Annotated in this window: 20 protein-coding genes and 1 other RNA gene; 4 read left to right on the top strand and 17 right to left on the bottom strand. The window is 49.9% G+C overall.

The annotated features are described in order from the left end of the window. The coding region (locus SOW26_RS00105) for a YicC/YloC family endoribonuclease (protein WP_320651670.1) at positions 1-449 on the bottom strand (449 nt) is incomplete at its 3' end. 163 nt (positions 450-612) lie between these two features. Between SOW26_RS00105 and SOW26_RS00100 the strand changes: the two genes are divergently transcribed. After that, positions 613-2361, top strand: a complete 1749-nt coding sequence (locus SOW26_RS00100) for an Rqc2 family fibronectin-binding protein (RefSeq protein ID WP_320651671.1) — start codon at positions 613-615, stop codon at positions 2359-2361. A gap of 113 nt (positions 2362-2474) precedes the next feature. Here the strand turns inward: SOW26_RS00100 and SOW26_RS00095 are convergent, their stop codons facing one another. Beyond that, entirely contained in the window at positions 2475-3290 is an 816-nt protein-coding gene (locus tag SOW26_RS00095; RefSeq protein ID WP_320651669.1) for a DNA alkylation repair protein, read from the bottom strand. Between the two features lie 190 nt (positions 3291-3480). Here SOW26_RS00095 and pyrB point away from each other — a divergent pair, with 190 nt between their 5' ends. Continuing rightward, on the top strand, positions 3481-4416 hold the full coding sequence (gene pyrB / locus SOW26_RS00090) for an aspartate carbamoyltransferase (RefSeq protein ID WP_154478699.1): 936 nt from the start codon (positions 3481-3483) through the stop codon (positions 4414-4416). Further along, a complete protein-coding gene (locus SOW26_RS00085; protein ID WP_154478697.1) occupies positions 4410-4844 on the top strand; it encodes an aspartate carbamoyltransferase regulatory subunit in 435 nt (144 codons plus the stop codon). The genes pyrB and SOW26_RS00085 overlap by 7 nt, the downstream gene beginning before the upstream one ends. Positions 4845-4975: 131 nt before the next feature. Here the strand turns inward: SOW26_RS00085 and rnpB are convergent. The 10 genes from rnpB to SOW26_RS00035 all read right to left on the bottom strand — a co-directional run bounded on the left by rnpB (position 4976) and on the right by SOW26_RS00035 (position 12797). Then, an RNA gene (rnpB, locus tag SOW26_RS00080) (RNase P RNA component class A) lies at positions 4976-5322 on the bottom strand. Positions 5323-5450: 128 nt separating this feature from the next. After that, positions 5451-5951, bottom strand: a complete 501-nt coding sequence (gene rnhA / locus SOW26_RS00075; RefSeq protein ID WP_320651668.1) for a ribonuclease HI — start codon at positions 5949-5951, stop codon at positions 5451-5453. Beyond that, positions 5939-6640, bottom strand: coding sequence for an MBL fold metallo-hydrolase (locus SOW26_RS00070; RefSeq protein WP_320651667.1), 702 nt, complete (start codon positions 6638-6640; stop codon positions 5939-5941). The genes rnhA and SOW26_RS00070 overlap by 13 nt, the downstream gene beginning before the upstream one ends. Positions 6641-6646: 6 nt before the next feature. Then, positions 6647-7117, bottom strand: coding sequence for a MogA/MoaB family molybdenum cofactor biosynthesis protein (locus tag SOW26_RS00065; protein WP_154478691.1), 471 nt, complete (start codon positions 7115-7117; stop codon positions 6647-6649). Between the two features lie 34 nt (positions 7118-7151). Beyond that, on the bottom strand, positions 7152-7838 hold the full coding sequence (locus tag SOW26_RS00060) for an LrgB family protein (RefSeq protein WP_154478690.1): 687 nt from the start codon (positions 7836-7838) through the stop codon (positions 7152-7154). Further along, positions 7831-8199 carry a CidA/LrgA family protein gene (locus SOW26_RS00055; protein WP_154478688.1) on the bottom strand — a complete coding sequence of 123 codons (369 nt, stop codon included), beginning with the start codon at positions 8197-8199 and terminating at the stop codon, positions 7831-7833. The genes SOW26_RS00060 and SOW26_RS00055 overlap by 8 nt, the downstream gene beginning before the upstream one ends. A 64-nt stretch (positions 8200-8263) precedes the next feature. After that, positions 8264-9277, bottom strand: coding sequence for an NAD(P)H-dependent glycerol-3-phosphate dehydrogenase (locus SOW26_RS00050; RefSeq protein WP_276959969.1), 1014 nt, complete (start codon positions 9275-9277; stop codon positions 8264-8266). A gap of 19 nt (positions 9278-9296) precedes the next feature. Next, complete coding sequence (gene plsY, locus SOW26_RS00045; protein WP_276959970.1) at positions 9297-9944, bottom strand: glycerol-3-phosphate 1-O-acyltransferase PlsY; 648 nt, start codon at positions 9942-9944, stop codon at positions 9297-9299. 1 nt (position 9945) lies between these two features. Further along, positions 9946-11268, bottom strand: a complete 1323-nt coding sequence (gene der / locus SOW26_RS00040; RefSeq protein ID WP_276959971.1) for a ribosome biogenesis GTPase Der — start codon at positions 11266-11268, stop codon at positions 9946-9948. 176 nt (positions 11269-11444) lie between these two features. Then, the gene (locus SOW26_RS00035) at positions 11445-12797 is read right to left on the bottom strand and encodes a DUF512 domain-containing protein (protein WP_331679505.1); all 1353 of its coding nucleotides are present in this window, start codon (positions 12795-12797) and stop codon (positions 11445-11447) included. A gap of 142 nt (positions 12798-12939) precedes the next feature. Here SOW26_RS00035 and SOW26_RS00030 point away from each other — a divergent pair, with 142 nt between their 5' ends. After that, entirely contained in the window at positions 12940-14115 is a 1176-nt protein-coding gene (locus SOW26_RS00030) for a ribose-phosphate pyrophosphokinase (protein ID WP_276959972.1), read from the top strand. Between the two features lie 348 nt (positions 14116-14463). Here the strand turns inward: SOW26_RS00030 and SOW26_RS00025 are convergent, their stop codons facing one another. From SOW26_RS00025 to leuB, 5 genes are all read right to left on the bottom strand, one after another. Then, positions 14464-15627, bottom strand: coding sequence for a phosphoglycerate dehydrogenase (locus SOW26_RS00025; protein WP_276959973.1), 1164 nt, complete (start codon positions 15625-15627; stop codon positions 14464-14466). Beyond that, positions 15620-16711, bottom strand: a complete 1092-nt coding sequence (serC, locus tag SOW26_RS00020; RefSeq protein WP_320651666.1) for a 3-phosphoserine/phosphohydroxythreonine transaminase — start codon at positions 16709-16711, stop codon at positions 15620-15622. The genes SOW26_RS00025 and serC overlap by 8 nt, the downstream gene beginning before the upstream one ends. Before the next feature lie 2 nt (positions 16712-16713). After that, a complete protein-coding gene (ilvB, locus tag SOW26_RS00015) occupies positions 16714-18390 on the bottom strand; it encodes a biosynthetic-type acetolactate synthase large subunit (RefSeq protein WP_320651665.1) in 1677 nt (558 codons plus the stop codon). An 85-nt stretch (positions 18391-18475) separates the two neighbouring features. Next, on the bottom strand, positions 18476-20152 hold the full coding sequence (gene ilvD, locus SOW26_RS00010; protein WP_276959976.1) for a dihydroxy-acid dehydratase: 1677 nt from the start codon (positions 20150-20152) through the stop codon (positions 18476-18478). A gap of 156 nt (positions 20153-20308) precedes the next feature. Continuing rightward, positions 20309-21184, bottom strand: an 876-nt coding sequence (gene leuB, locus SOW26_RS00005; RefSeq protein WP_320651664.1) for a 3-isopropylmalate dehydrogenase, incomplete at its 5' end; no start/stop codon positions are given.

Genomic DNA, 21184 nt, shown 5'->3' with positions numbered 1-21184 from the left:
CGGATCCTGGATCCTACAAACTGCTTTGCTGCCTGATCCAAAGCGGCCTTCATCCCTTCCCACAGAGTGTCTTCATCCGCCGACTGTTCTTCCATGGTAAACACTTCCGGATATCTGGATAAGACAGATGTCCGGACATCCTGCTCCAGTCCAAATTCCTCCGCCATCTGTCTCAGGTAATGCAGATATTCTCTTGCCGCTTCCCGATTATATTTGATGGAGGCAGAACGCTGGGACAGATCTTCATAGCCGATAAAGACATCCACTTTTCCCCGCTGGATCTTCTGCTTCAGGTAACTTTTTGCCGCCGTTTCCAGAAAATTCAGCTTTCTTGGAACTCGTATGCTGATGTCCAGATATCGGTGATTGACACTTTTCATCTCGACGGTAAATCTTTGTTCTCCGCTTTCTGTCTCACTTCGTCCAAACCCTGTCATACTCTTTATCATGGCCCGCCTCCTGCGATCATTCTGAAATGCTCATGTAATTATACGGCATTTGGCATATTCCGTCAACTATGATATACTTATCCACACACCGGTTTTGATACCGTTTTGATCAGGATCCACAGGCCGGTTTACTATGTTTTGGAAGAGAAAGGCAGGAACGATTATGGCTTTTGACGGAATCACAGTAGCTGCTGTTACCCATGAACTGCACAGTATTTTATTAGATGGAAGGATCGCAAAGATCGCACAACCGGAGCCCGACGAACTGCTTCTGACCATAAAAACAGTTTCAGGCACTCACCGTCTCTGTCTTTGTGCCAGCGCCTCCCTTCCTTTGGTCTATCTGACAAAGGATACAAAAACGAATCCCCTGACTGCTCCCAATTTTTGTATGCTGCTGCGCAAGCACATTGGAAACGGAAGGATCTGCGGGATCTCACAGCCTTCTTTGGAGCGGATCATAGAGTTTACCATTGAACATCGCAATGAACTGGGAGATCTCTGCCAGAAATATCTGATCATGGAACTGATGGGCAAGCACAGCAATCTGATCCTCTGTGATGAAAACCGTGTGATCGTAGACAGCATCAAACACGTTTCTTCCCAGACCAGCTCTGTGCGGGAAGTGCTTCCCCAGCGCCCTTATTTCGTACCGAACACTATGGAAAAACAAGATCCTCTTTCCGTAGACTTCGATGGATTTTCCCGGATTCTTTCCCGCAAAGAGCTTCCTTTGGGAAAGGCCATCTATACCGCTTTTACCGGAATCAGCCCCGTGGCCTCCGAAGATATCTGCCACAGAGCTTCCCTGGACTCTGCCCTTCCCTTTTCCCAGCTTTCTTTTTCTGAGAAAACGGCTCTGTATCGGCAGTTTGATGCGGTGATGCACCTGGTAAAAACCAGGCAGTTTACCCCTGTGATCTACTATGACAACGGACTTCCCAAAGAGTTTTCTGCTCTTTCGCTCCTGAGCTTTGAGCAGGCCTATCCTTCTTCCTCTCCTTCCGGCATCTCGCAAATGCTGCGGGACTACTATGCCCAGAAAAATACGCTGGTGCGGATCCGACAAAAAAGCGCCGATCTGCGTCAGGTAGTACAAACGGCTTTGGAGCGAAACCGAAAAAAGTACCACCTGCAGTCTCGTCAGCTGGACGATACCAGGGACAGAGAGCTGTTCAGGATCTATGGAGAGCTGATCCACACCTACGGATACAGCCTTTCTCCCAAATCCCGTCAATTGACAGCCCTAAACTACTATACCAATGAAGAGGTCTGCATTCCTTTGGATCCCGACCGGTCCCCTTCTGAAAATGCACAGCACTATTTTGAAAAATACAACAAGAAAAAACGTACCTTTGAAACCCTCTCTCTTCTGATCGAAGAGACCAAAAAAGAGATCCTGTATCTGGAATCCGTATCTACATCTCTGGATCTGGCTTCCGAGGAAGAAGATCTGATCCAGATCAAGGAAGAGTTGATCCAGGCAGGATACATCAAAAGAAAGACTTCCAGGCGCAAGACCTCCCGGCCTTCCAGCCCTCTTCATTATCTGACGGGAGACGGCTACCATATTTATGTGGGCAAGAACAACCTGCAAAACGAGGAACTGACGTTTTCCTTTGCAGAAGGAAATGACTGGTGGTTCCATGCCAAAGGCGTTCCCGGTTCTCATGTGATCCTGAAGTCCAAACAAAAAGAGCCGCCCACTTCCGCTTTTGAAGATGCCGGTCGTCTGGCTGCTTATTACTCTAAAAGCCGCGGAAACGACAAAGTAGAAATTGATTACGTGCAGCGAAAGCATGTGAAAAAGCCCAAGGGCGGAAAGCCGGGATTCGTAGTTTATTACACCAATTACTCGCTGGTGATCGACTCGGATATCTCTTCCCTGGCTCTGCTTCCGGGGCAGCCTTAAGCCTGCCCACAAGCCGGTTCACAGACTGTTTTTGCCAGACGCCTCCTTTGGTTCATCCGCACAAGCCCCGGCTTTTCTCCATCAGACTGTATCCTCTTCCGGATCTTCCAGGACTATCTTCGCAAAGAGCGCAGATAGTCTTTTGTTTCTTTGGATATCCGATTACTCTCAATGCCTTTTTGTATCGTCTTGTTATGTACCCAGCGGGGCAGTCTGCCGGCTTCCAGATAAAGAATCGCCTGCCGGTACTGCTTGGCCAGCGCCGTTGCAAAATACCAGGCGATCATCATATTTACGTAATATTCCTCCGAATCCACCTGCGCCACCCAGTCCAGATACTCTTCCTGAAAATCCTCCTCCAGAAAATGGATCAGCAACATCCCGATCCCGTATCGGACGGTATAGGTTTTCTGAGAGGCCAGCCAGTCCGGGATGCGTTCCAGCAACTGTCTGCGGTGCTTTTTGAAGATCTTGGGAGACAGCTGATCACAGGTAGCCCAGTTATCTACGTAAGGCAGAAAGATCTCCAGTTTTTCCAGACAGACCCCATACTCTTTTTCTCCCTCCAGCAGGAACGCATGCAGTTGATTTTCCTCAAAGGATCCATGGGGAAGCGCCGTCAGGAATTCTCCTATCTCCCTTCTTCTGCTCAGTTCCTTGGCGTACTTTCGAAGCTTGGGCGTTCGCACGCCCTGTATCTGCCCTGCCTCCAGATTTGGTACGATCCTTCTGAGAAACCTGCCGTACTCTTCTTCCTTTTCTTCCTGGATCCATTTCTTAATTTCTTCTAGGATCATGTTTCTTTGGTACGAAGCCGTCCACATAGACATTTTCCGCACCTTCCTCCTTCCTGTTTTGAACCGGATCAGGCGATCCGCCCTCTCGCTCTTTTTATTTCCGGGAACCCCCTTTTCTCCTGATCCTGCCACAAAATCATCCGGTTTCCCGTTTCTCTGATTATATCGGATTTCCCTTCCATATCCCATTGGTTTTTGTGATTTTTTTATTTTTTCTGCCAGAAATCTTTCCGTTTTTTCTGTGATTTTTTTCCTTGTTTCCCATTGAAAAACCCTTCTACATAGTCTATGATAGTAGGAAAAAAAGATGAGGAGAATACCTATGAGACATTTAATGAGTCCCCTTGATTTTTCGCCGGAAGAACTGGACAGACTGATGGATCTCGCAGCGGACATCGAACAGAATCCCGCCCGATACGCCCATTCCTGTTCCGGCAAAAAGCTTGCTACACTGTTTTACGAACCCAGCACCCGAACCCGTCTAAGTCATGAAGCCGCCATGTTAAATCTGGGCGGCAGTATTTTAGGTTTCTCATCCGCTGATTCCAGCTCCGCCGCCAAAGGCGAAAGTGTCGCCGACACCATCCGTACGATTTCCTGTTATGCTGATATTTGTGCCATGCGTCATCCAAAAGAGGGAGCGCCTATGGTAGCCGCGCATCATTCTTCCATTCCCGTCATTAACGCCGGCGACGGCGGACACCAGCATCCCACCCAGACCTTAACCGATCTTTTAACCATCCGCTCCTTAAAAGGGCATCTTGGAAATATGACCATCGGTCTGTGTGGCGACCTGAAATTTGGCCGTACCGTCCATTCTCTGATCCATGCACTCGTTCGTTATCCCAACATCCGATTTGTTTTGATCTCTCCGGAAGAGCTCCGGCTGCCCGGCTACATCCGTCACGATGTTCTGGATAAAGAACAGGTCCCCTACCAGCAGGTCGTTCGTCTGGAGGAAGCGCTTCCAACCCTGGACATCCTCTATATGACCCGGGTACAGAAGGAACGTTTCTTTAATGAGGAGGACTATGTCAGAATGAAGGATTTCTATATCCTGGACGCTGCCAAAATGAAGCTGGCCAGAGAGGATATGTTCATCCTCCATCCCCTTCCCCGTGTCAACGAGATCTCTGTGGAAGTAGACGCCGATCCCAGAGCCGCCTATTTCCGGCAAGCACAGTACGGAGTCTATATTCGTATGGCGTTGATCCTGACTCTTTTGGGCATCCAAGTAGAAGGAGGAAAAACATGGTAAAAAACACATTGAACGTAGGGAAAATCGAAGAAGGGTTCGTGCTGGATCATATCCAGGCAGGAAAAAGCATGGAGATCTACAAATACCTGCATCTGGACAAGCTGGACTGCTGTGTTGCCATTATCAAAAATGCCAAAAGCAGTAAGATGCAGAAAAAGGACATTATGAAGATCGAATGTCCCATTGATTTTATTGATTTTGATATTCTGGGGTTCATCGATCACAATATTACCATCAACATCATTAAGGATTCTGAGGTCGTAGCCAAAAAAAGGCTGCAGCTTCCCAAAAAAATCACCAATGTCATCCGCTGCAAAAACCCCAGATGTATTACTTCTATTGAGCAGGGACTGGATCATGTATTTGTCCTGACCGACGAAGAAAATGAGATCTACCGCTGCCAGTACTGTGAAGAAAAGCACAGGTAAAAGGCTCCTAAAAAACAGACCGTACAAAAAAGAGGACTTCTGCACCTTGGTGGTGTATAAAGTCCTCTTTCCAAAATTTATTCAACTTGTATTTGCCTATGTCAGCAGTCCTGACTTGAATCTTTCATCAAGCTGCAAGTAAGACGATAAGCCGGGTTATGTCGTGGGTAATCATCTATCTGGGCCTGCCGTCGCCGACAGGCTCTAGCGACCTACCTAAGACGTGACGGGCCGCCACCTTGTCTTTTTTCGGTCTTGCTTCGAGTGGGGTTTACAGGGACCCTTGCTGTTACCAGCAAGGCGGTGGTCTCTTACACCACCTTTCCACCCTTACCTGAATCATCAGGCGGTATATTTCTGTTGCACTTTCCTTAGAGTCACCTCCACCGGACGTTATCCGGCACCCTGCCCTGTGAAGCCCGGACTTTCCTCAACTGCTGCCTTTCGGCCTTGCAGCTGCGATTACCTGTCTTACTTGCAGTTCCACATTATAACATATTCTGTCTTGTTTGACAAACACTGCCGCCTGTGTTCCTTTTGTGTAAATTTGTGCTCCTTTTGTGTCTGACGATATACGTTTTTTCTAAATTCCTTCTTCGGAATTTCTCAGCACTGGGAGAGCTCCGGATCATCCTCTATCAGATCCTCTCCGTCCGCCGCAGTGGTAGCCAACTGGTCGCACCGTTCATTTTGGGGATGGCCTGCATGCCCTTTTACCCAGACAAAGGTTACCTCATGTCGCTCCTTTGCCTTCAGCAGTCTCTGCCACAGATCTACATTTTTAACAGACTCGTTTTTCCCTCTCTTCCATCCCCGCTTCAGCCAGGAATCCACCCAGCCCTGGTTAAATGCATCTGTCACATATTTGGAGTCGGAATACACAGTTACCATACAGGGCACTGTCAGAGCCTCCAGGCCCACGATCACCGCCATCAGCTCCATCCGGTTGTTTGTGGTCCTCGCATAGCCTTGAGACATTTCTTTGGTATGAAGTTCTCCTTTTGCATCTGTATACTCCAACACAGTTCCATAGCCGCCCGGACCGTTTGGGTTGCCCCGTGCGGCGCCGTCACTGTACAGATCCACCTTTTTCTTTAATCCTCCCATTCAAATACCTCTCCTTCCCGTGTTACAAGAACGATCCTGTCTTGGTACGCCTCCAGGCAGGCCTCTTCTTTTAATTGACGGCAGACATCATATTTCCCCCACAGATGGATGGGACACACCCGCTTCACCTCCACCTGCTCCAAAAAGTACGCCATCCCCCATACATAGGCTTCCTCCTGCCTGGGATCTGCCGGGAGAAATGCAAGGTCTATCGTCTCTTTTGACAGCTTTTTGATCTCTCCCTGGTATTTTCTCCGCATCATCTCATTGAAGATGGCTCCCTCTTCCTTCCAGTGCCACCAGTGCAGATCTCCTGCGTGATAGATACACTTTCCCTCTGCCTGAACAAAAAACGCCACACCCTCATCGGTAGAGCGAAGCGTTTTGATCGTCATCTCATCTATTTGGACTGTCTTCCTGGCGCCTACGAACCGTACCCTGCTCCTGCAGTCAACCGGTACGCTGTCCTCCAAAATATCATCAGAAAGAATGTAGGTAATGTCGGAAACCTGTCTTTCCCAGCAAAAGATCTCCGGGTTGTAATGGTCAAAATGGACATGGCTCACAAACACATACACCTTTTTCCCGACAGGCCAAGGGGGAACACTTCCCTTATAGTAGTCAAAAACAAGGATACTTTCGGTAAGCTCTACTACTGTGCCACTATGTCCCAAATACGTTATTTTCATGAATGACTAGCCCTCTTTCTGAATCACTTCCACGGCTCTTACCAGTTCCGGAAGCAAATACTTCAGGCTTTCTCTTGCTCCATGCGATTTGCCCGGAAGATTTACGATCAGAACCCTTCCTCTGATCCCTGCCGTCCCACGGTTCAGCATGGCTCTCTTGGTCAGCTGCATGGCGTTGGCTCTCAGTGCTTCCGGGATCCCCGGCACCGGTCTTTCTATCACGGCAGTAGTGGCCTCCGGAGTACAGTCTCCCGGATTGCAGCCCGCTCCTCCCGTCGTCAGGATCAGATCTGCCATCTCATCGTCTGCGATACTTGCCAGAACAGATTCCAGAACCTCCCGATCTACCGGCAGCGCTCTGCGAAATACCACCTCAAGCCCTGCATCTTCGATCAGCTCTTCCAGCACCTGCCCGCTTTCATCTGTATCCTGTCCTCTATATACCTTTGTATTGGCTGTCAATATTGCAACTTTCATATGCAACCTCCTGTTCTTTTCCTCTTCTTAGATTTTATAACATCTGTACCAATAATGCAATCACAACGGTACAGATTCCTGCCACTCCCATAGCAACTCCGCTGACAGCGCCTTCTACCTCTCCCATCTCCAGCGCCCTGGCTGTTCCTACGGCGTGACTGGCCGTTCCAAAGGCCACGCCAATAGCCACCGGGTCAGAAAGTTTCAGAAACCGGATCACCAGCGGATGAAGGATGGCTCCTCCCACCCCGCAAAGGATCACGGCCATAATGGTCAGCGCCTTCACTCCTCCCATCTGACTGGAAAGATCCAGCGCAATGGCTGTGGTTACAGATTTGGGGAGCAGAGAATGCAGGATCCCGGAATTTAATGCCAGCATCCGGCAAAGGATCACCGTACTTCCCATGGAGATCAGACTTCCTACAAAGCAGCCTGTGAGGATCGGAAAAAACTGTTCCTTTAAGATTTTTCTCTGTCGGTAAACAGAAAGTCCCAGTACGGCTGTGGATGGGATCAAAAACGCCTCGATGAATCTGGCCCCTTTCATATAGCTGTCCATGGGGATCCGAAACAGTTTCAGCCAGCCAAAACAGATCAGCATTGCGATCAGGAGCGGATTGGCAATGGGATGCTTTACCCGGGCTGCGACGGCCCGCCCGATTTCAAACGCTCCTATCGTCAACACAATCCCAAATAACGGGTTATTCCAGATATCATTCATGTCTCTTCGCCTTCTTCCTTTGATAGATTTGCACCAGGCGCGCCGATCCGTAAGCCCCGAAAAAGGTCAGAAGCAGCGAGCACAGGACTACTGCCAGAAATCCCGACACATGCCCTTTTAAAACATCCAGTTCTCCCAGCATCCGCACTGCCATCGGCACAAACACCAGCGCCATGTTCGCCAGTAAAAAATCTGCCGTTTCCCGGATATGATGCTCTTTGATCACTTCAGACACCAGCAGCACCGACAAAATCAGGATCGCCATCACGCTGCTTGGAAAGGATATCGGAAGAAGCGACACGAAAAACTCTGCCAAAAGGCAGAGTATCAGAAGAATTCCCAGTTGCTTAAATACTTTCATGAAACCTTACTCCTTGCTTTTTCCTGTCTGTCTGACAGGACTCTATGATCTGACCTGCACTATTCTAATCCTGCCAGGTCAGCGCCGTATGCTCCGGTTTTCCATCCCGCAGCATCAGCTCATTGACTGCCTCCCTGGGAGACTTTCCTTCAAACAAAACGGCATTGACCTGATTAACGATCGGCAGGGCAATGTTGTACTTTTCTCCCAGCTTTACCGCAGCTTTGGTGGAATAGACTCCTTCTACCACCATCTGCACTTCCTCCATCGCCTCCTGCATGGTCTTGCCCTGTCCCATCAGATAACCGGCTTTCCGGTTCCTGCTGTGTACACTGGCACAGGTTACAATCAGGTCGCCGATCCCGGTCAGCCCCGCAAAGCTTTCAAAGGCTCCTCCCATTGCGACTCCCAGCCGCGCAATCTCCGCGATTCCCCTGGTGATCAGGGCTGCCTTCGTGTTATCCCCGTATCCCATTCCATCTGCAATGCCGGCTGCCAGGGCGATCACATTTTTCAGAGATCCTCCCAATTCCATTCCCAGAATATCGGGGCTGATATAGACTCTGAACACTTCATTTCTGAAAATATTCCGCAGCCATTCTGCCGTCTGTTCCGTCTTGGCGCCAATGACGACCGTTGTGGGCAGCCCGCGGCCCACCTCCTCCGCATGACTGGGACCGGACAGGACTGCCACATCCGCCTGTGGGATTTCCTGCTGGATCTGTTGGGAAAGCGTCATCAGGGTAGATTCTTCGATCCCCTTTGCCACATCTACGATCACCTGTCCCTCTTTTACGTAAGGAGCCATCTTTCTTGCCGTCTGTCTGGTAAAGGGAGAAGGCACTGCCAGTACCAGAAGGTCTTTTCCACACACAGCCTCCTGCAGATCGGTGGTAAACTTCATTTCCTCTGGAAGCTTTACTCCCGGAAGCTTGGATGTATGCTCCCTCTTGGTATCCAACTCCTTGACTTCCTCTTCATTAATAGACCAGACCGTTACCTCATGTCCGTTGCCGCACAGCAGCAGGGCAAGGGCTGTTCCCCAGCTGCCTGCTCCGATCACTCCTGCTTTTGCCATACCTTCACTTCCTTTCTGCCTATTCACTCTTCTTTTTGATGCTCAGTTTGTTTTCTGTTCCGTTCAGAAGCCTTTTGATGTTCTCCTTGTGCTTGAAAAGAGCGGAAATCACCAGAATTCCGGTAATGATGTAGATTTCCCGCAGGGCAAAAGGCGGTACATGAAATCCGCCGCATCTCCCGTACACCAGGACTACGATCAGATAGGCGGTCACTCCCAGCAGAGATCCCAGAGAAACGTATCTGGTTCCCCAGATCACCAGGACGAACACCGCCAGACAAAGCAGCGTCAGATGGGGAGGCAGCGTACTGATCACCAGTCCCCCTGTTGCCGCAATGCCCTTTCCCCCTTTGAATCTGAGATAAAAAGGATAGTTGTGTCCCAGCACCGCTCCCAGTCCCGTATAAAACACCAGAAGAACTATGGTATCCGGATGGCTCTTCCCATACAGAAGCGTAACTACTCCCGCTGCCAGGACGCATTTTAATACGTCTCCCAGAAACGTGACCAGACCGGCCTTCCATCCCAGCGTCCGAAGAGCATTGGTTGTCCCTGCATTGCCGCTACCCATCGTCCGAATATCTTTTTTTTGAAACTTCCCGCACAGGTATCCTGTCTGTAGCAGTCCAAAGGCATATCCTACAGCTAAACACACCAGTCGCTCCATCTTACTTTTCCTTTCTTTCCCGCACAAAAAACCTCAGGGATGTTCCTCCGAAGCCAAACGCCTCTCTGATCTTGTTTTCCAGATACCTGGTATAAGAAAAATGCATCAACTCCTTGTCATTCACAAAAATAACAAAAGTCGGCGGCTTCACAGATACCTGAGTAATATAGTAGATCTTCAGGCGCTTCCCTTTATCTGACGGCGGCTGCTGCATGGCAACCGCCTCTGTCACGATCTCGTTCAGAACGCCGGTAGCGATCCTTAACGTCTGGTTTGCAATGACTGTATCGATAGCGTCGAACAGCTTTTCCACCCTCTGCCCTGTCAGAGCCGAAATATACATGGTCTGGGCGTAGGGCATAAAGGAAAGGATCCTTCTTAGCTCATTTTCATATTCCCGCATGGTTCGGTCGTTCTTTTCCAGCGTGTCCCATTTGTTGACCACCAGGATAATCCCTTTGCCCCGCTCATGGGCGATCCCGGCTATTTTGGCGTCCTGTTCCGTGACTCCTTCCGCCGCGTCGATCACCACCAGCACCACATCTGCCCGCTCCACCGCCGTCACTGTGCGGATGATGCTGTATCGCTCCAGTTCTTCTTTGATCTTATTCTTTCTGCGAAGCCCCGCTGTATCAATAAATACATACTCCCGGTCCCCCCGCTTTACGTCCGTGTCAATGGCATCCCTTGTGGTTCCTGCCACATCCGATACGATCACCCTCTGCTCGCCCAGGATCCGGTTGATGATAGAGGATTTTCCTACGTTTGGTTTCCCCACAATGGCGATCCTTGGCCTTTCATCCTCTTCCTCTCCTTCCAATCCCTGAGGAAAATGATCTGCCACACAGTCCAAAAGATCTCCCAGTCCCTGTTTTCCCGCTGCGGAGATGGGCTTTGGCTCTCCGATTCCCAGATTATAAAATTCGTACACATCCGGCATGAATTTTTCAAAATTGTCTACCTTGTTCACTGCCAGAACCACCGGCTTCTGGGATCGCCTCAGCATATCTGCCACTTTGAAATCCGCATCCACCAGCCCCTGTCTGACATCCGTCAGAAACAGGATCACGTCTGCCGTATCAATGGCGATCTGTGCCTGTTCTCTCATCTGAGACAGGATCACATCCCCGCTCTCCGGCTCGATTCCTCCGGTATCTATCAGGGTAAACTCCTTATCCAGCCAGGACACATCCGCATAAATACGATCCCTGGTCACTCCCGGCGTATCCTTTACGATGGAGATCATCTCTCCTGCCAGTGCGTTAAACAATGTAGATTTTCCTACGTTTGGACGTCCTACTACCGCCACTACCGGTTTACTCATCTATCTTCTCCTATCTGCTTTTTCCTGTCCGTCTTTTTCTGTTTGTACTTTTGCCTGTAGTCTGTGTTTTCTGCCTGCATCGTACACTTTTCTGCCTGTAGCCTGTGTTCTCTGCCTGCATCGTACACTTTTCTGCCTGTAGCCTGTGTTTTTCTCTGCACTGCTTCTACCTGCGTCTATACGTCTTTGATGGCATTTACAAAATCTTGTCCGCTTGATTTTACAATATCTATCTTCACTTGTAAAGCATCCTCTACCTGCTGCCGGGTGAGGTCATCCAGAAATACCTCTTCCCCGTTCCGGAACATATTACAGGGGAGAAGAAGCCTCGTCCCAAGCTCTTTGTCCTTTAGCTGCCGGATCAGATCCTGTCCGGTGATCAGGCCCGACACCGTGATTCTCTCCCCGAAAAAATCATTTCGGATACAAAATACACGGATCTTTGTTTCCTCATAGATCTCTTCCATCTGCTTTGCCATGCGCTGGATCCGCGGATAAGCCAAAGCTCCTGTTGCAATGGATACGCTTCTTTTTCTGGCGTCCTTTTTTTCTTTTTTCAACGCTTCCTGAAATTCATTTTCCAGAAGCGTCAGCATTCCTACTCCGTTTTCCAGCTGAAGGTATCCGTCGTAGCACTCTTCCCTGGGCAAAGGCTCCTGTGCCAGAAGATACCATTCGTCGCTTCCGTGGATAAAGTGGACTCCGTGAGCCTCATACAGCTTTTTCTGCCAGGATTTTATGGTGTCCAGCACCTTTTTGGCATCCTCCTTTTGAAAAGGCTGCATTTCATAAAGTCCATCGCGAAATCTGGTCAGTCCTACCGGAACCACGGAAACACTTTGCAGGTACGGCAGATATCTGCTGAGATCTTCGATGCTTCTTTCCAGCTCCTCTCCGTCGTTGACCCCCTTGCACAAAACGATCTGCCCGTTCATCTGGATTCCCGCTTCATAGAACCGGTCCACCTTTTTCAACGCTTCCCCTGCAAACCTGTTGTGCAGCATCTCGCACCGGAGTTTGGGATTGGTGGTATGAAAAGAGATGTTGATGGGCTCCAGCCGGTAACGGATGATCCTTTCTACATCCGCCTCGCTCATATTGGTCAGGGTAATATAGTTGCCCTGCAGAAAAGACAGTCTGGAATCATCGTCTTTAAAATACAGGGTGTCCCGCATGCCTTTCGGCATCTGATCGATAAAGCAGAAGATGCATTTGTTCCGGCAGGAACGGTACTCATCCATCAGTCCCTGCTCAAATCCGATCCCCAGATCCTCCTCCTCTTCTTTTTCGATCTCCAGCTCCCATTCCTCTCCGTCTTCCTTTTGGATCAGTACCAGAAGTTCCTCCTGCTGTACCAGAAAATGGTAGTCAAACACGTCCTCGATCTCTTTCCCGTTAATGGAGATCAGTCTGTCACCTGCCTCGATTCCCATCTCCCAGGCGATTCCGCCTTCCGTTACCTGCTTTATCACATGTCCCTGACTCATATCTTTTTTCAATCCTCTCAAAGTCTCCTGTAATACGATCATTATACATGACCTTTTTCATTTCGTCCAATCCTACGCTTTTTCGGTAAACTTCCTGGTTGACCTGTTTTGTTCTTCGGTGCTATAGTAATGGTTGGAAACACGTTGGAAAAGGATCGTTATCTATATTTCACAGGAGAACCTCATGCCAAACATTAAACTATTGGAAAACGCACTGCCTGTAGCTCCCTTGAAGATCGCAGCCTTAAAATCCTGCACTGCTATGGGCGAAAAAATCAATCAGCACATCCTTGGTTTCCGAAGGGAATTTCCCACCGGACAACTGGCCTGCTGCCATTATCCCGACACCTATCTGCTGGACTGCGAATGTCCCCGGTTTGGAACGGGAGAAGCCAAGGGCATCCTGAACGAATCTTCCCGGGGAAAGGATCTGTTCATTCTTGTAGACGTATGCAACCACAGTCTGACCTACACTGTCAACGGTCTCACCAATCATATGTCCCCGGATGATCACTACCAGGATCTGAAGCGTATCATCTCAGCCGCCACAGGAAAAGCCCACCGGATCAATGTGATCATGCCCTTCCTGTATGAAAGCCGGCAGCACAAGCGAACCAAGCGGGAATCCCTGGACTGTGCCTTTGCCCTCCAGGAGCTGGTAGAAATGGGAGTCAGCAACATCATTACCTTTGATGCCCATGACCCCCGGGTACAAAACGCTATCCCCCTTCATGGATTTGACAATTTCAATCCCCCTTACCAGTTTATGAAGGCTCTTTTGCAGACGGAGCCGGATCTTCCTCTGGATAAGGAGCATCTGATGATCGTCAGTCCCGATGAGGGAGCCATGCACCGCGCCGTATATTTCTCCAACGTTATCGGCGTAAACATGGGAATGTTCTATAAACGCCGGGACTATTCTATTGTGGTCAACGGCAAAAACCCCATTGTGGCCCATGAATTTTTGGGAGACGACGTCCGCGGCAAGCATGTGATCGTGGTAGACGACATGATCTCCTCCGGCGACAGCATCCTGGACGTGGCAAAGCAGCTGAAAGAAAGAGGCGCCAAGAAGGTTTTCCTGTGTGCCTGCTTCGGTTTGTTCACGGAAGGTCTGGACAAATTTGATGACTATTACGAAAAAGGCTATGTCCATCGGGTCATTACCACCAATCTCACTTATCTGCCGCCTCAGATCTGTCAGAAGCCTTATTTTATCAAGGCGGACTTAAGCAAATTTCTGGCTGTCATCATCGACGCCCTGAACCATGATATTTCCATCGGCTCTGTGTTGAATCCTACCGAAAAGATCCACTGTCTTTTGGAGGAACACCGCAGATCTCGGTCAATTTCCGGCTAACATAAAAATCACCGCCCTACGATACTGTTTCGTAAGACGGTGGTTTTTCTATGTCCCATGCTGCCGCTTCTATCGATGTCCAAAATGTCTTTTTGCCTGTACGGATACGCTGATCCTTGCGCTCTTAGCTCTAGTGCTTTGCCAGATAGCTGGTCAATGCAGTCTCCTCTTTCAGGCAGTCTTTGATAACAGAAATAACCTTCAGCATACTTCTCACTTCCTTCTTCTTGGTCTACACAAACTGTAGCACCGGGAAGTCGGATTGTAAAGATTACTTTTGTATGAATTTTACAATTTTTACACCTTATTTTTGTGCATAATTTTTATTTTCTGAAACTGTTTTTCCATCTAGCGTATGATCCGGACTTTCAGCACCTCCGGCACGTTTCTGAGTTCTTCCGCCAATCCTTCCGGTACCGGCGTATCAATGTCGATCATGGTGTACGCATATCCGCCCTTGCTTTTGTTTGCCATGTCCGCAATATTCATATTGTCTCTTGCCAGGATCCTGGTAAACTGCCCGATCATATTGGGAACATTGTGGTGCAGCAGCAGGATGCGGGTATTTTTTCCCCGAAATCCCATATCGCAGTCCGGATAGTTGACAGAATTCTTAATATTCCCATGTTCCAGGTAGCTCCGAAGCTCCTGCACCGCCATTTTGGCACAATTGTCCTCCGCCTCTTCTGTGGAAGCGCCCAGATGCGGAATGACGATAGCCCCTTTTGCTCCGGCCATCATCGGCGTGGGGAAATCCGTCACATAGTGGCGCACCTTTCCCTCTTTCATAGCCTCCAGCATAGCTTCTTCCTTTACCAGAAGGTCCCTGGAAAAATTCAGAATCACCACTCCCTGTTTCATCTGGCGGATGGCGTTTGCATCGATCATCCCCTTTGTATGTTCATTGGCAGGCACATGGACGGAAATATAATCGCAGTCCTGGAACAACTCCTCCAGGGATCTGGTGTGATGGATGTTTCTGGATAATTTCCATGCCGATTCTACAGATACATAAGGATCATAGCCATAGACCTCCATCCCCAGATGGACGCCGCTGTTGGCCACCAGGACTCCGATGGCTCCCAGACCGATCACACCCAGCTTTTTCCCCACCAGCTCGCAGCCGGCAAAGGCTTTTTTGGCTTTTTCCGTCTCTTTGGCAATATTGCCGCTTCCTTCCTTTTCTTCTACCCAGCGGATCCCTCCTACAATGTCCCGGGATGCCAGAAGCATTCCGGCGATCACCAGTTCCTTGACCCCATTGGCATTGGCTCCCGGTGTGTTGAATACCACGATCCCTTTTTCCGCACATACATCGCAGGGGATATTATTCACTCCGGCTCCGGCTCTTGCCACTGCCAGCGTTCCCTCCTGCCATTCCATCTCCCGCATGGAAGCGCTTCTGACCAGGATCACATCTGCCTGGGATATCTCCGGAGTCTCCTCATACTCTCCCGTAAACGTATCCGTCCCCACCTTGGCAATGGGGTTTAAGCAATGATATTTATACATGATCCCCGTTCTCCTTTTCAAAATTCTTCATAAAGGCAACCAGAGCTTCCACCCCTTCTATGGGCATGGCATTGTAGATGCTTGCCCGCATTCCTCCTACACTTCTATGTCCTTTCAGGGATTTCAGACCTGCCTGCTCCGCCTCTTTTATAAACTTCCCATCCAGTTCTTTGTTGCCGGTCACAAAAGGAACATTCATCAGCGAACGGTCCTTTCCCTGTACCGTAGGAGAAAAGAGCCTGCTCTCATCCAGATACCGGTACAGCACCGCCGCCTTCTTTTCATTGTATTGCTTCATGTGTTCCAGGCCGCCCATCCTTTTCAGCCAGCGGAATACCTTTCCACAGATATAGATCCCATAGGCCGGCGGCGTGTTGTACAAAGATCCCGCTTCTGCCTGAATTTTATAATGCAGCATTGTCGGTGTTTTCTCCAGTACCTCGTCCCGGATAAGATCCTTCCGGATAATAACGATCACCGTTCCTGCCGGACCGATATTTTTCTGTACGCCTCCGAAAAGCAGTCCATATTTGGTGACATCCACCGGCTCTGACAGAAAGCAGGAGGAAATATCCGATACCAGGAGCTTTCCCTTTGTGTTGGGAAGACTGGAAAATTTCGTACCATAAATCGTATTATTTTCGCAGATATACACATAATCTGCCTTCTCTGACACAGGCAGATCACTGCAGTCTGGAATGTAGGAATAGGTACGGTCGGCAGAAGAAGCCAAAATGTTAACGGTTCCATATTTTTTCGCCTCTTCGCTGGCCTTTTTGGCCCACTGTCCGGTTACAATATAATCAGCCACTCTATTTTGCATCAGGTTCATTGGAATGGCCGCAAACTGCTGGGAGGCTCCTCCCTGCAGAAAGAGTACTGCGTACTCCTTTGGAATCTTCATCAGATCTCTCAGATCCTGCTCTGCCTCGTCCAGGATCCGTTGAAACCTGTCGGATCGATGACTCATCTCCATCACAGACATCCCTGTTCCTGCGTAATCCAGCATCTCATCTGCCGCCTCTTTTAACACCTCTTCTGGCAGCACTGCCGGTCCTGCTGAAAAATTGTAAACCCTGTTCATTTTTAGCCCTCCCTTTTGTCCGTCTCATCAAATGTCTTGCTTAAATCGGCACCCGGAGCCACCATCGGCCATACCTTATCGTCACAGCCGATCTGGCAGTCCAGTACCACCGGTTCCTGCAGTTTCAGAGCTTTTTTGAATGCTTCTGCAAATTCTTCCTTCGTTTCTACCCGTATTCCCATGGCTCCCATAGCTTCCGCCAGTTTCACGAAATCCACCTTGTCCTCCAGGATGGTGGCAGAGTATCTTTTTTCGTAAAACAGGTCCTGCCACTGTCTGACCATTCCCAGAACGTGGTTGTTCATAACCACCTGAATGATGGGAATCTGGTGTCGGACTGCCGTTGCGATCTCGTTCATATTCATACGGAAGCAGCCGTCTCCCGCAATGTTAACGACTGTCTTTTCCGGCCTTCCCACCTTGGCTCCCAGGGAAGCTCCCAGGCCGTATCCCATCGTTCCCAGTCCGCCTGACGTCAGGTATGTTCTGGGCTCCTTATATTTGTAATACTGTGCCGCCCACATCTGGTGCTGTCCCACTTCTGTCACCACCAGGGCATCTCCCTGGGTCTGCCGATAGATCTCTTCTATGATATGAGGTCCTGTCAGCGTCTCCGGATTATAACGAAGCGGATATTTCTCCTTATTTTCCCGGATCTTTTCCATCCATTCCCTGTGCTCCTGCTGCGGCAGGATTTTATTTAACTGCTGCAGCACCGTCTTGATATCTCCCACGATCCCCTGGGTGATCAGAACATTCTTATTCATTTCCGCTGCGTCGATATCGATCTGCAGGATTTTGGCATTCTTCGCAAATTTTTTGGCATTTCCCGTAACACGATCGCTGAACCTCGCTCCAATGACCACCAAAAGATCGCACTCGCTGACCCCAAAATTAGCCGTCTTGGTGCCGTGCATGCCCAGCATGCCGGTATATCTTTCATCGGTTCCCGGAAATGCGCCTTTTCCCATAAGAGAATCGGTTACCGGTGCATCCATCTTGTCCACAAACTCCAGCAGTTCCTTGCTGGCCTCTGACAGAACGGCTCCGCCCCCCACAAAAATATAAGGCTTTTTGGAGGCTTTGATCAGCTTCAACGCTCCTTCCAATTCCTGAGAACAGCAAATCTCCTCTTTCTTGGAAGGCGTTCTTTCCTGCCGGGTATATTCTGCCTTGTTCGCCGTCACATCCTTCGGGATGTCGATCAGAACCGGCGCCGGCCTTCCGCTTTTTGCGATCACAAACGCTTTTCTGATGGTATCTGCCAGTTTGTTTACATCCTTTACGATAAAATTGTGCTTCGTAATGGGAAGTGTGATCCCTGCAATATCGATCTCCTGAAAGCTGTCCTTTCCCAGAAGGGCAACTCCCACGTTACAGGTAATCGCCACCATGGGAATGGAATCCATATACGCCGTGGCGATCCCCGTTACCAGATTGGTGGCTCCCGGCCCGCTGGTAGCAAAGCAGACGCCCACTTTTCCCGTAGCTCTGGAATATCCGTCTGCCGCATGCGCCGCTCCCTGCTCGTGGGAGGTGAGGATATGCCGGATCTCATCCTGATGCTTGTACAGTGCATCATACACATTTAAAATTGCTCCCCCTGGATACCCGAATACCGTATCCACCCCTTGTTCCTTTAAACACTCAATAACAATCTCCGCTCCCGTCAACTGCATACTCTTCTCCTCTGTTTTTCTAACTTCTTTTCAGGATTCCTCTGAACCTCTGCCCATTCTTGCAGGTTCTGCTTTTTGATCTGTTTTACGCGTTTTTCCCCGGTACCTCCAGAATGGCTCCCCGGTTGCCGGATGTGACCATGGCTGCGTACCGGGCCAGATATCCGGTGGTGATCCTGGGTTCTGTCGGTTTCCACTGCTTCCTTCGCTCTTCCAGTTCTTCCTCCGACAGCTTTACATTTAGAGTAAGCGCCGGAATGTCGATCTGGATCCGGTCTCCCTCCCGAATCAGTGCGATAGGGCCTCCCACTGCCGCCTCCGGAGACACATGTCCGATGGAAGCGCCTCTGGAGGCTCCACTGAACCGTCCGTCTGTAATCAGCGCCACGCTGGAGCCCAGACCCATTCCTGCAATGGCCGAGGTGGGATTTAACATCTCCGGCATTCCCGGTCCTCCCTTTGGCCCTACATATCGGATCACCACCACATCGCCCGGCTGGATCCTGCCTCCCTTGATGGCCGCAATCGCATCCTCTTCACATTCAAAGACTCTTGCCGGTCCCTCATGCCGCAACATTTCTGCCACCACCGCCGACCGCTTTACCACGCTTCCGTCCGGTGCCAGATTCCCCTTCAGCACGGCCAGTCCCCCTGTCTGGGAATAAGGACGCTCGATGGGGCGGATCACGTCTTCATCTAAATTACGGGAAGCTGCGATATTTTCTCCCACCGTCTTCCCCGTTACCGTCATGCAGTCTGTATGAAGCAGGCCTTTTTTATTCAGCTCCGCCATCACTGCATAGACCCCTCCGGCTTCCTCCAGATCCTCCATGTAAGTGTTTCCTGCCGGCGCCAGATGACAGAGGTTAGGTGTCTTTTCGCTGATTCCATTTGCAAAATCAATTTCAAAATCCATTCCGATCTCATGAGCAATAGCCGGAAGATGGAGCATACTGTTGGTAGAGCAGCCCAAAGCCATATCCACCGTCAATGCGTTTAAGACGGCTTCCTTTGTCATAATGTCCCTGGGGCGGATATTTTTTCTGAAAAGCTCCATCACCTGCATTCCGGCTTCTTTTGCCAGACGGATCCTGGCGGAATAGACGGCCGGGATCGTGCCATTTCCCTTCAGTCCCATTCCCAGCGCTTCCGTCAGACAGTTCATACTGTTGGCCGTGTACATGCCGGAGCAGGAGCCGCAGGTAGGACAGGTTTTTTCTTCATATTCACACAGTTCTTCCTCTGTGATCAGCCCTGCCGCATTGGCTCCTACCGCTTCAAACATGCTGGACAGGCTGGTCTTTTTCCCTTTGACTTTTCCTGCCAGCATAGGCCCGCCACTGACAAAAATGGTAGGCACGTTGATCCTGGCTGCCGCCATCAAAAGTCCCGGTACATTTTTGTCGCAGTTGGGAACCATTACCAAAGCGTCAAACTGCTGAGCCATCGCCACCGCTTCCGTAGAATCTGCAATCAGATCCCTGGTTACCAGGGAATACTTCATCCCGATATGTCCCATGGCAATCCCATCACAGACAGCGATGGCCGGAAATACCACCGGCGTTCCTCCCGCCATGGCCACTCCCATCTTCACGGCGTCTACGATCTTGTCCAGATTGATGTGTCCGGGCACGATCTCATTGTGTGAGCTTACGATCCCTACGATGGGACGATTCATTTCTTCCTTCGTAAATCCCAGCGCGCGAAACAACGAACGATGGGGTGCCTGCTGTTTTCCTTCTGTTACGGTATCACTTCTCATACTTGATCTCTTTCCTTTCTTTTTCTGATCCTGGACGATCCTCTTTCTGCTTTTAAACTTTTGGGCCTGTAAGCTTATGATTTTTTCGGTCTGCTGTTTTTCTCTCTTACGTTTATGTCTGCCTTTTGGGCCTCTTATCTGTTTGCCTTATACTCTTTACTTTTTTCGCAGTCCTTCCGCAATAAGACTGCCCATCTCTCTGGTTCCTACCTGCTTTCTTCCGTCTGTCATAATATCTGCGGTTCTGTATCCCAGCTTCAACACGTTCCTGACACTTTCTTCCACGCAGTCTGCCTCCTCTTCCAGATGAAAGGTAAACCGAAGCAGCATCGCTGCCGACAAGATGGCTGCAATGGGATTGGCGATCCCTTTGCCTGCAATATCCGGCGCAGAACCTCCACTTGGCTCATACAGGCCAAAATCCGACTCTTTCAGGCTGGCGGAGGGCAGCATCCCAATGGAGCCGGTGATCATACTGGCCTCATCCGACAGGATATCTCCAAACATATTTTCCGTCAGGATCACATCAAACTGCCGTGGGTTCTTTACCAGCTGCATACTGCAGTTGTCTACCAGCATATGCTCCAGTTCCACGTCTGCATAAGAAGTCCTGATCTCCTCTGTCACTGACCTCCAAAGCCTGGAGGTGTCCAGAACATTTGCCTTGTCCACACTGGTTACCTTCCCTTTTCTGGCTCTTGCGATCTCAAAGGCCTTTTTCGCTACCCTGCGGATCTCCTCCTCCTGATAGGTCAGAGTGTCTACCGCCGTCCGGACTCCGTCCACTTCCTTTGTGTACCGCTCTCCAAAATAGAGGCCGCCTGTCAGCTCCCGAACGATCATCATGTCAAATCCGTCTTCTGTAATGCTCTCTTTTAAAGGGCAGGCTTCTTTTAGGGTATCATATAAAACCGCCGGCCTTAGATTGGCAAATAATCCCAGCTCTTTCCGCAGCTTCAAAAGTCCGGCTTCCGGTCTTTTGGACGGTTCCAGAAGATCCCAGGGAGACCCTGTCGGATCTCCTCCGATGGA

It is taken from the genome of Suipraeoptans intestinalis, assembly GCF_034091795.1.
GTDB classification, from domain to species: domain Bacteria; phylum Bacillota; class Clostridia; order Lachnospirales; family Lachnospiraceae; genus Suipraeoptans; species Suipraeoptans intestinalis.
The sequence above is the reverse complement of the archived record's forward strand: the minus strand, read 5'-3'. Positions and strand labels throughout refer to the sequence as shown.